9 protein-coding genes, 1 rRNA gene and 1 pseudogene are annotated in these 10,697 nt (G+C 39.7%); 10 read left to right on the top strand and 1 reads right to left on the bottom strand.

All coding sequences use genetic code 11. The annotated features are described in order from the left end of the window. The coding region (locus BUA88_RS16250) for a hypothetical protein (protein ID WP_159430915.1) at nucleotides 1–306 on the top strand (306 nt) is incomplete at its 5' end. Between the two features lie 642 nt (nucleotides 307–948). Here BUA88_RS16250 and BUA88_RS16245 read toward each other — a convergent pair. After that, a complete protein-coding gene (locus BUA88_RS16245; RefSeq protein WP_159430914.1) occupies nucleotides 949–1,113 on the bottom strand; it encodes a hypothetical protein in 165 nt (54 codons plus the stop codon). Between the two features lie 310 nt (nucleotides 1,114–1,423). On the opposite strand from BUA88_RS16245, the pseudogene BUA88_RS15530 reads away from it, so the two are divergent. From BUA88_RS15530 to BUA88_RS15490, 9 genes and pseudogenes are all read left to right on the top strand, one after another. Continuing rightward, nucleotides 1,424–1,778: pseudogene (locus BUA88_RS15530) on the top strand (type II toxin-antitoxin system RelE/ParE family toxin). A gap of 1 nt (nucleotide 1,779) precedes the next feature. Then, a complete protein-coding gene (locus BUA88_RS15525; RefSeq protein ID WP_072919665.1) occupies nucleotides 1,780–2,073 on the top strand; it encodes a helix-turn-helix domain-containing protein in 294 nt (97 codons plus the stop codon). 104 nt (nucleotides 2,074–2,177) lie between these two features. Then, nucleotides 2,178–3,533 (top strand): right-handed parallel beta-helix repeat-containing protein, encoded by a 1,356-nt coding sequence (locus BUA88_RS15520; RefSeq protein WP_072919664.1) that lies wholly within the window; start codon nucleotides 2,178–2,180, stop codon nucleotides 3,531–3,533. Nucleotides 3,534–3,710: 177 nt separating this feature from the next. Continuing rightward, nucleotides 3,711–3,902: a hypothetical protein gene (locus tag BUA88_RS15515; protein ID WP_072919661.1), complete on the top strand. Its 192-nt coding sequence runs from the start codon at nucleotides 3,711–3,713 to the stop codon at nucleotides 3,900–3,902. A gap of 115 nt (nucleotides 3,903–4,017) precedes the next feature. Beyond that, nucleotides 4,018–5,469: a hypothetical protein gene (locus tag BUA88_RS15510; RefSeq protein ID WP_072919659.1), complete on the top strand. Its 1,452-nt coding sequence runs from the start codon at nucleotides 4,018–4,020 to the stop codon at nucleotides 5,467–5,469. Between the two features lie 14 nt (nucleotides 5,470–5,483). Beyond that, entirely contained in the window at nucleotides 5,484–7,922 is a 2,439-nt protein-coding gene (locus BUA88_RS15505) for an ATP-dependent Clp protease ATP-binding subunit (protein WP_072919656.1), read from the top strand. Nucleotides 7,923–8,019: 97 nt separating this feature from the next. Next, nucleotides 8,020–8,433, top strand: coding sequence for an endosialidase (locus BUA88_RS15500; protein WP_072919654.1), 414 nt, complete (start codon nucleotides 8,020–8,022; stop codon nucleotides 8,431–8,433). A gap of 77 nt (nucleotides 8,434–8,510) precedes the next feature. Beyond that, entirely contained in the window at nucleotides 8,511–9,896 is a 1,386-nt protein-coding gene (gene radA / locus BUA88_RS15495; RefSeq protein ID WP_072919653.1) for a DNA repair protein RadA, read from the top strand. A gap of 360 nt (nucleotides 9,897–10,256) precedes the next feature. Continuing rightward, a 16S ribosomal RNA gene (locus BUA88_RS15490) occupies nucleotides 10,257–10,697 on the top strand; the annotation flags it as partial.

Genomic DNA, 10,697 nt, shown 5'->3' with positions numbered 1-10,697 from the left:
AGTTCTGAAGCAGCATCGTATTCAGCAGCACCAGAAGATTTTACATCATTGGCAATTGGAGTAGAAGGAAATGTTTTTACAGCTACAGCTAGTCCTTCAGAGGGTGTGACATATCAGTGGTATGAAGCAAATGCTAATAACAAGACAGCCGTTGACGATCTTACAGCTATTGATGGTGCAACAGCAGCTACATTTACATTGACAGACAATTCTCATGATGGCAATTATCTTTATGTAGTAGCAAGCAAAACAGGATACAATGATAAGCTTGCGGTAAGTTCTGAAGCAGCATCGTATTCAGAATAACAGACAATTAGTACTTGATATCAGGCAAATCGACATTTTGTTGAATGGCCATGTATTATATTATTTTATAAACTCGAGCACAAAAGTGCTAAAACTTTTTCAATATTTTTCATGGGGTAGGGCAAATCAGTACTGTGGTTTGCTCTACCACCAAAAATAGCTTTTTATATCTTCAACCAGGTATAAAAATACATTCCTACACAGATGGGAGACTCGTCGTAATCCACGGGCCTCCCATTTCCTTTGTATTCCATTTCAGCCCTTGTATAAATCATTCAGTCACTCACGCCACACATCAGGTCCAATCCACACCCTTTATTCATCCAAGCCCCGTCGATGCTTCCCTACCTAATATTTCCCAACCCATTATCGCAAATACACACAGCCATGCACCTTCCAGTCTCCGCTGTGATAAAAAATCCCGAAATCTTCAACATCCTTTATCGCAAGTAAACCAAGATATCCTATTTGTAGCCATACCAGCGATAAAAGTAGACACAACATCCGAGTCTATTTATCGCGTTCCAGCGAAGCAAAGCCAGTTCACAGTCATCCCGCGATAAACTCATCTAATCCATTTATCGCAAGCCAACGAAACCAAGCGTCTTCCAAACTACCTCAGTGATAAATCTCATCCCTATTTTACTCATCAATTATCGCAAGTATACCCAGAAAGCCTATAAGTAGACAACCCTGTGATAAAAAGTAGCCACAAACTCCACCCCATTTATCGCATGCCATGCTTCCAAATACCATAAAACCGTCTACTTGCGATAAAATCCCGAAAAAAATAGCTTCATTTATCATAGCACCCTCTATACTCCCCATAATTACATTGTCCTGCGATAATCCAAGTAAAAATGCAAAACAAAAGCTCCCCTACATAAGTGGAGGAGTATCATTTTAAACCTGTCTTGACTTCTATTGTTAATGATAGTATTATCCTTCCCGTGATACTGACAATTTCTATATGGTTCATTGACCTGCAAAAATGCAAGTCTCTATTGTGGTGTTCAGCCACGCAATAATCCTATTTTTAATGGAAAAATAAAGAATAAATAAGAATTGGAGGTTTATTGACGATATGATATATATATCATATAATTAAAAATATTAAATGAACGAATTTAAGGTAGAAATTATATCAAAAGGCTAATTTAGAGTGCCCAGTTGAAGAATTTTTGGATGCATGCACAAAAGAAATGAGAGCTAAGATTACTGGAGATATTTTGGTTCTACAAGAAAAGGGAAATGCAATGCGTGCACCATATACAAAGTATTTGGAAGATGGAATATTTGAATTGAGAACTAAACAAGGCTCAAACATTTCTCGGGTGTTATTTTTCTTTTATTATGGTGGAAAAATAATACTTACGAATGGATTTATAAAGAAATCACAGAAAACTCCTAGAAGAGAAATTGATTTAGCAAAGAAGTATCGTTCGGACTATTTAGAAAGGAATAGCAAGTGATATGAAGAGTTTTGACAGTTATTTAGATGAACAACTTAAAGATCCTGAGTTTAAAAAAGAATGGGATGCTATACAGCCTGAGCTTGATATCAAGCATGCAATAATTGATGCTAGGATTCAAAGAAATCTAACACAGAAGGAATTGGCCGAAATTACCGGAATAGGACAGGCTGATATAAGTAGACTTGAAAATGGAACTAGAAATCCATCTGTTAATCTTTTGAAAAGGTTAGCTGATGGGTTGGGTATGGATTTAAAAATAGAATTTGTTCCTAGGCAAGCTAAAATGAGATAGTAAAGGCGCCTTTATTATACAATATAAAAATTACAAAAAAGTTACAATAATATTTAAAATGTGTTATAATTGTCCCGTACACAAATTTGTGGAAAGGAGAATTGATGAAGAAAAGATTATTATTGTTTTCCTTGATTTTGGTAGCATTTATTGCTTTGGGAAGTACCTCTATCATTGCGGAAGCAAAAAGTAGTCCAAAAGTTATCGAAGTAGGAAAAGACACAAAAACAATTTCAGAAGCCATTGAAAAAGCTGCTTCAGGCGACACAATTTTAGTTCCTGCTCGTGTCTATAAGGAACAGATTTCCATTAATCCAGACAAGAGCGGAATCACCGTAAAGGGTGAAAATGGAACTGTGCTGGACGGCTCAGATATTAGACCAGGCAGAAACACAGGCTCTATGGTTTATATAAATGCAGCTAATGTAACCATAGAAAATCTTGAAATCACCGGCCTGTACATTAACAAGCCATCAGACAAAGTTGCACCAATAGGTATCGAGGTGGCCGAGGCATCCTGCAATGTCACCATCTCTAGATGCAAGATACATGATATGGGATGCAAGTATAAGGAGTATTCTGAAGACTATAATGCCCACGGCATTTTGGTTTCCAGCAATCCAGACGACAACAAACATCCTATTTCTAATGTTGATATACTAAATTGTGAATTGTACAATCTTTCCCTTGGTCAGAGTGAGACAATTGCAATTAATGGCTTTATAAAAGGCTTTGAGATTTCAGGAAATTATATCCATGATTGCGACAACATTGGAATTGATGCTATAGGATATGAACATTCTACTAAGAATAAAAACGACACAGCCAAACGTGGAAGCATTCACGATAACACTATTGTAAACATTTCATCAGATCCAGAAACCAATGTCACATACGATTCTAAGTGCGCCGGAGGCATTTATGTTGATGGAGGGCAGGACATTGATATTTATGATAATTTCGTTATGAACTGCGACATCGGCATCGAGGTATCCTGTGAGCACAAAGGTAAAAACACACGCGACATTAATGTGACAAACAATACATTGGTAAATAACGATGGTTATGCAGGCATAAGTATTGGAGGGGCTGACAGACGAAATGGAAGTGCGGTAGATTGCAGATTTTCACGTAACACTGTTTTAAATGCAGAAAACAGCTGTGTAGTTGTTCAAAACGCAAGCGATTCTACTAACATTGTTGAAAACAACCTATTTATTGCAGCAAATGATGCCAAGATATATTCGGAGACTCTTGGAAGAAGAAGTCATGGTAACACCATAAAAGATAATCTTGCCAATAAGAATATTCAGACTGGTTCAAATAATCAGGTGATTACTATTGATAGTGTCGTTGTTGACGATAAAAATCAGGTTGTTACAGTAGAAACAGATGCTTTCATTACTAACAATTCTTCGGACAGTACAATTCTTCCAGGTGGTGTGGAAGAGGAAGAGTAACTTCCCTATGAAAGTAGTTTAATCTAATACTACAAAATACTATGGACGTTGTGTATGCAGCGTCCTTATTCTATGCCAGAAATAGAACGTATATTCGTACATAAATATGGACATATAAATGATTTATAGTTTTAACATCTTAATCCTAATAAAGCTATGGAACGGAGGTACATATTTATGAGAAGAAGATTAGACAAAGAATTGATTATTTCGTTTGGTATTATGGCGCTTGCATTTGCCCTTGGAATTGTGTTTCTCATCATGTCGATTTTTGGTATCGATTTAGCTGAACACATCACTGGAATCGTAGGTTCTTACTCAGGTTTGTCAGGGGGAATCTGGCTCTTTTTACTTTGCCGTAACTGTTGACTATGAATTGTGGTTTATCTATAATTAAATTATCTATATATAGTGTGATATAAAGGGCTCAGTAGCAACCTCTAGTGTTGTTGAGAGTATCACAGGAAATGGAAGGTAATTTGTTATGAATAAATTGATCAGAAGAACATTTAATGTTTTGGCTATAGTTATGCTTGTTTTTGCAATGAATATTGTGGCATTCGCTCAGGGTACTACCATGATTGCGGTATCTAAGAACTCACCTGCCGTGGGAGATAAGGTCACAGTTTCAGTTACAGCATCAGAGTCTGGTACTATCACTGTTAAATACACATCAGCCATGCTCACATTTGTTAGCTGTACAGGCTCAGGTTACACCACATCAGGCAATTCTGTTTCCTTCTCAGGAAAGACAGGAGACGTTGTGTTTACAGCCGCAGCATCAGGTACAGCTTCTATTATAGTTTCATCTACTTCTTGTTCAGGCAGTAGCACTACACTTTCTATCGGTGGAGGTAGTGCACCAGCAGAGCCAGTGGCCCAGGAACAGCCAGCAGCTCAGGTTACAGAGGAACCAGCTGACGAACCAGTAGCAGAGGAAACACCAGTAGAAGAGCCAACAGAGACAGCTCCAGTTGAGACAGCAGCACCTACAGGAGGTGCAGTTGGCACACTTAATGCCAGCGGCGGTTTTGATATTAACGGAGTAGCTTATGTTGTTTCAGAGCGTTATTCAGATTCTGAAGTACCATCAGGCTTTTCTAAGACTACAGTAAATATCGGCTCTAGCACATATAGCGAGCCTACAAACGGAAGCATCACACTTCTTTATTTAAAGCCTGCTGATAATACTTCAGGTTCAGGTGTTTTCTATTTATATAATGCAGAAGCAGGTACAGTTTCAGAATTTTTAATGCTTGGTTCAGGAAAGAATTACGTTATAATTTCCCCTTCAGATGCAGGCCCTTCTTCAGCATTTACACCTATGTCATTAGATGTTACAGGTGGTAATACTACAGCCTATACAATTGGAGAATCTGGTTTCTATTATGTATATGGTACAAACGCAGCAGGTGATACAGGTTGGTTTGTTTTTGATAGCGCTAATGACACTCTTTCAAGAATGGATGAATCAGTGCTTTCAGCAGGTGGTTCATCTAGCGATGTTAGCGAAGAAGATACATCAGCTGCAGTAAATGATAATGTAGATATTTATATTAATAAGCTCGATACTTATCGCAAAGTTATCATGGGACTTATAGTTCTTTGTGTTATCTTAGTATTCTTATTAATCAACACATTTGTTAAATCTCGCGATAGAGATGATGATTTTGATGGAGATGTTTTTGCAGAGACTCCAGCAAAGAAGAAGTCTGCACGTAGAAGTCCTCGTTCAATTGTATTCGACCGTCGCTCTAGGGAAGAAGAGGAAGAAGAATACGACGAGGAAGAGTACGATGATGAATATGTAGATGAGGAAGAGGAGTATGATGATGAATATGAGGATACTCGCTCTACTACATACATCGAGTCGGCTTCTGATTACGATTCTCGCAGAAACTCAAGCTTAAATATGATGGATCTAAATGATCTTTAATAAAGGAGAAGATAATGGAATATTCAAAGCAGGCAAAACGAGCTATTTCAGGTGCATCAAAACTATCAAAGTCACTGCAGCATAGTTATGTCGGTACAGAACACCTCCTTATCTCTATTATTGAACAGGAGAATTCTCTTGCTGCTAAAGTTTTGAATTCTAACGGTGTAGATAGACAGGCACTTCTTAAGCTTGTAGAAGAGCTTATTTCACCAGGCGGTGATGTGGCTGTTCGAGAGCGCGATGGTTACACCCCAAAGATGGAACAGCTTTTAGAACATGCAGCAGATGAAGCTGATAAGTGCAACTCTAAAACTATAGGTACAGAGCATCTACTTCTTGCTATGATTCGTATGCAAGATTGTTCAGGTGCAAGACTTCTTAATTCATTAGATGTTAATCCTCACAAGCTTTTCTCAGAGCTTGTAGCGGGAATGGGTGCCGAAGGCACAGTATATAAAGAAGAAATGCAGGCCATTAACAGTGGCCGTGCCAAGCGCAATGAAGTATCATATTTGGATCAGTTCTCCAGAGACCTTACAGCTATGGCTGAAGATGGCGAGCTCGATCCTATCGTTGGACGTGATTCAGAGATTCAGCGCGTTATCCAGATTCTTTCAAGACGAGGCAAGAACAACCCTTGTCTCATCGGAGAACCAGGTGTTGGAAAGACAGCCATCGTTGAAGGTTTGGCACAGCGCATAGTTGAGGGGAATGTTCCTGATTCTGTTAGCGACTTACGTGTCCTTTCACTTGATCTATCAGGCATGGTTGCCGGCTCTAAGTATCGAGGTGAGTTCGAAGAACGTATTAAAAAGGTAATAGCAGAGGTAGTTGAGGAAGGAAATATCCTTCTATTTATCGACGAGATACATACACTTATCGGTGCAGGTGGAGCGGAAGGCGCCATCGATGCATCTAACATTTTAAAGCCAGCTATGGCTCGTGGTGAAATCCAGATTCTTGGTGCTACCACTATCACAGAATATCGTAAATACGTAGAAAAGGATGCTGCTCTTGAAAGACGTTTCCAGCCAGTTATGATTGAAGAACCTTCAGAGGAAGAAACAATCGAAATTCTCAAGGGTGTCAGATATCTTTACGAGGAGCATCATGGAGTTGTCATCCCTGATGAGGCTGTTGAAGCGTGTGTTAAGATGTCAGAGCGATATATCGCAGATCGATTTCTTCCAGATAAGGCTATCGACTTAATGGATGAAGCAGCTGCTTCGTTAAAGCTTTCATTTGTTAAGCGAGTAGTTAAGGACGATACTCTTATTACTCAGATTCAGCAGCTATCTGATGATATGGAGCAGGCTATCATTGATGGCGATATTGCTCAGGCAAGTATCATCAAAAAGCAGAAGGATGAGCTTGTTGCAAAGAAAGAAGCAGAAGATAAAAAGGCTGCCAGAAAGCGTAAGTCAAAATCTGCTGTTCTTACGGAAAATGACGTTGCTACAGTTGTTGCTCTTTGGACTAAGATTCCAGTTGCTAAGCTTACAGAACAGGAGTCTGTACGTCTTAGAAAGATAGAGAGCATTCTTCATAAGAGAGTTATCGGTCAGGAGGAGGCTGTATCTGCAGTCGCGAGAGCTGTCCGTCGTGGTCGTGTTGGACTAAAAGAAAAGGGACGCCCTATCGGTTCGTTCTTATTCTTGGGACCTACAGGTGTTGGTAAAACAGAGATTTCAAAGGCATTAGCTGAGGCTGTATTTGGAACAGAATCTTCTATGATTCGAGTTGATATGAGTGAGTACATGGAGAAACACTCTGTTTCAAAGATGATTGGTTCGCCTCCAGGATATGTTGGCTACGATGAAGGTGGTCAGCTTTCTGAAAAGGTACGTAGAAATCCATACTCAGTTATCCTTTTTGATGAGATTGAAAAGGCTCATCCAGATGTATTTAATGTACTTCTTCAGATATTAGATGATGGTCATGTTACCGATTCACAGGGACGAAAGGTAGATTTTAAAAATACTATCATCATCATGACATCTAATGCAGGTGCACAGGCTATCATTGAACCCAAAAAGCTTGGCTTTGCATCAAAGGAAGATGCTAACAAGGATTACGAGTTTATGAAGAATGGTGTTATGGAAGAAGTTAAGCGTATCTTCAAGCCAGAATTTTTAAACCGTATTGATGAGACTATAGTATTCCGTGCCCTTACTAAGGATGATATGAAGCAGATAGCTGGTCTTCAGGTTAAGCAGTTCGTTTCTCGTTGTAAGGAGCAGATGGATATAGATGTATCTATCCCAGTTGCAGTTAAGACATGGATTGTTGAAAAAGCATATGATCCAAAATACGGTGCACGTCCAATTCGTCGTAAAATCCAGACTGCACTCGAGGATGTTATGGCAGAAGAAATCCTTGCCGGCAAATTTAAGTCTGGCGATACTGTAAAGGCTAAGGTAAAAGCTGATAATGTTGTTTTCGAAAAATAATATTTTTCACACAGTCATTTATTGTTAAAACCAAATTCCTTTGCTATAATTTGCATAAGACAATCTGCAATTAAGCAGTGGCATAGGAGGAGTAAGGATGGCTGTTATTAGCGAGTTAATTCGCAGCGAAGCAGATGGAAGTATCAGCTTTGGCGATTACACCTTAGCTGACAAGAAGAAGCTTGAGGACTACAAACACGAAGGAGACTTGTACAAGGTAAAGACTTTTTCAGACATTACCAAGCTCGAGAAAAATGGAATGTTTGTATATGAGTCAGTTCCGGGCACAGCAGTTGAGAAGTTTAAATGTTCATCTGATATGGTATCTTTTACAGTAGAGGGTAAAGGAGATGCCATGATTACATTGGAGCTTGAGCCAGAGACAGAATATTCTATTACTGTTGGAGGCACTGCTACAAGTCAGATGAAGACTAATTTAGGTGGAAAGCTCAATTTATCGGTAGAGCTTGATCCAGGGGTTGCTGTTGACGTACAGGTCAAAAGAATTTAATAAACAATAAAATCATTTAATCAATCTTCCCATTTATAAAATAAGTGGGAAGATTTTTTGTAAAGGAGAGAAATGTTATGGCAAAGAAAAATGTTTCAGTATTTTTCTGTCAGGAATGTGGTAACGAAACTTCTAAATGGTCAGGGCAGTGTCCTGCCTGCGGAGCGTGGAATAGTCTAGTTGAAGAGATAGTAGATAAGTCAAAGGCAAAGGCTAGAGCAAAGGTTGCGGATGTTGCGCCGACAAAGCTTATAGATGTTGCCGCTTCAAATGAGCATCGTATATCTACAAATATTGAAGAATTCGACCGCGTATTAGGTGGAGGAATTGTGCCTGGTTCCATGGTTCTTGTTGGTGGAGATCCTGGTATTGGAAAATCTACATTGCTTTTACAGACCTGCCGTCTCCTTTGTCAGTCTGGTGTAAATGTTATGTACGTTTCAGGCGAGGAGTCTCTCCAGCAAATTAAAATTCGTGCTGACCGCATAGGACAGTTCAACGACAAGCTTGATTTATTTTGCGAGACTAATCTGGATACAATCAAAGCTGTAGTAGAGCGCGAAAAGCCAACAGTTCTTATTATTGATTCAATCCAGACTATGTATAATGAGGCAGTAGGTTCGGCACCTGGCTCAGTTACTCAGGTTAGAGAATCTACAAGTGTTCTTATGGAAATAGCAAAAGTTCAAGGTATAGCTGTATTTATAGTTGGCCATGTTACAAAAGAGGGAACAGTGGCAGGCCCACGAGTTCTCGAGCACATGGTGGATACTGTATTATATTTTGAGGGCGACAGACATGCTTCATATAGAATACTTCGCGGCGTTAAAAACAGATTTGGCTCTACTAATGAAATAGGAGTTTTTGAAATGAGAGATACTGGCCTTGCTGAGGTCAAGAATCCATCTGCAGTCATGTTAGATGGCCGTCCGGAAAATGCGGAAGGATCGATTGTCACCTGTGCTATGGAAGGAACACGTCCTATCCTTGTAGAAATACAGTCTCTTGTGAGCAAGACAGCCTTTGAAATTCCTAGACGAATGGCCACAGGCTGCGACTACAACAGAGTAAATTTGCTTGTTGCTGTTCTGGAACGAATGAGGGACGCTAAAGCAAATAAAGCTTGTGGTGTATTCCTCGGCCGTTCAGATATTTATGTGAACATAGCTGGCGGTATGCGCATTAACGAACCAGCCATAGATTTGGCTATTGCCATGGCCATATATTCTAGTGAAAAGGATATCCCTATCGATGCAGGTACAATTGTCTTTGGCGAGATTGGTCTGTCAGGTGAGGTCCGTTCTGTATCCATGGCAGAGCAGCGTGTGAGAGAAGCAGAGAAGCTTGGATTCAAGAAAGCTATTGTTCCATATTCAAATCTTGCAAGTCTCAAAAATTTATCTGGAATTGAAGTTGTTGGTGTGGCTAATGTTAAGGAAGCTGTTGATGCTATATCTCGTTAGCTAATAGTGTGATTAGGGCTACATCTTGATAGCTAAAATAATAATTGTAAAAATAATTGATACAATTCACACAAATCATACAAATTACCCATTTGAGGTGAATAGATTTACTTTAAAAAATCACAGAATATCTGTTGACACTGGGGTTTCAGGATGATATTATAATCGAGCACTGAGGGACAGCAAGTCACACAGAGCGAAACAAATAAATGTAGATTGATAACTGAACAGTGAAACAAACCTTGAATTAATACAAGTTTTTAAAACATGTATCCTTGAAATTCATTTAGTTTCTAAGACGAAACAAAAACCTTTATTAGTAAAGAAGTCAGTTTTATACTGATTCGGAATTAAACTTTTTAACATGAGAGTTTGATCCTGGCTCAGGATGAACGCTGGCGGCGTGCTTAACACATGCAAGTCGAACGAAGCAACTTATCACGATCCCTTCGGGGGTGACGATTTGTTGACTGAGTGGCGGACGGGTGAGTAACGCGTGGGTAACCTGCCTTGTACAGGGGGACAACAGTTGGAAACGACTGCTAATACCGCATAAGCGCACAGCTTCGCATGATGTAGTGTGAAAAGTTTTTTCGGTACAAGATGGACCCGCGTCTGATTAGCTAGTTGGTGAGGTAACGGCCCACCAAGGCGACGATCAGTAGCCGACCTGAGAGGGTGACCGGCCACATTGGGACTGAGACACGGCCCAAACTCCTACGGGAGGCAGCAGTGGGGAATATTGCACAATGGGCGCAAGCCTGATGCAGCGACGCCGCGTGAGCGAAGAAGTATTTCGGT

Origin of the sequence: Pseudobutyrivibrio xylanivorans DSM 14809, assembly GCF_900141825.1 — a bacterium.
GTDB classification, from domain to species: domain Bacteria; phylum Bacillota; class Clostridia; order Lachnospirales; family Lachnospiraceae; genus Pseudobutyrivibrio; species Pseudobutyrivibrio xylanivorans.
This window is presented reverse-complemented; position numbering and strand designations above follow the sequence as displayed.

Excerpts from the sequence above, each read along its gene's own strand:
- BUA88_RS15510 (WP_072919659.1), top strand. The coding sequence starts at position 4,018 with ATGAATAAATTGATCAGAAGAACATTTAATGTTTTGGCTATAGTTATG.
- BUA88_RS15525 (WP_072919665.1), top strand. The coding sequence starts at position 1,780 with ATGAAGAGTTTTGACAGTTATTTAGATGAACAACTTAAAGATCCTGAG.
- BUA88_RS15515 (WP_072919661.1), top strand. The coding sequence starts at position 3,711 with ATGAGAAGAAGATTAGACAAAGAATTGATTATTTCGTTTGGTATTATG.
- BUA88_RS15520 (WP_072919664.1), top strand. The coding sequence starts at position 2,178 with ATGAAGAAAAGATTATTATTGTTTTCCTTGATTTTGGTAGCATTTATT.
- BUA88_RS15500 (WP_072919654.1), top strand. The coding sequence starts at position 8,020 with ATGGCTGTTATTAGCGAGTTAATTCGCAGCGAAGCAGATGGAAGTATC.
- BUA88_RS15505 (WP_072919656.1), top strand. The coding sequence starts at position 5,484 with ATGGAATATTCAAAGCAGGCAAAACGAGCTATTTCAGGTGCATCAAAA.
- BUA88_RS16245 (WP_159430914.1), bottom strand. The coding sequence starts at position 1,113 with ATGATAAATGAAGCTATTTTTTTCGGGATTTTATCGCAAGTAGACGGT.
- radA (WP_072919653.1), top strand. The coding sequence starts at position 8,511 with ATGGCAAAGAAAAATGTTTCAGTATTTTTCTGTCAGGAATGTGGTAAC.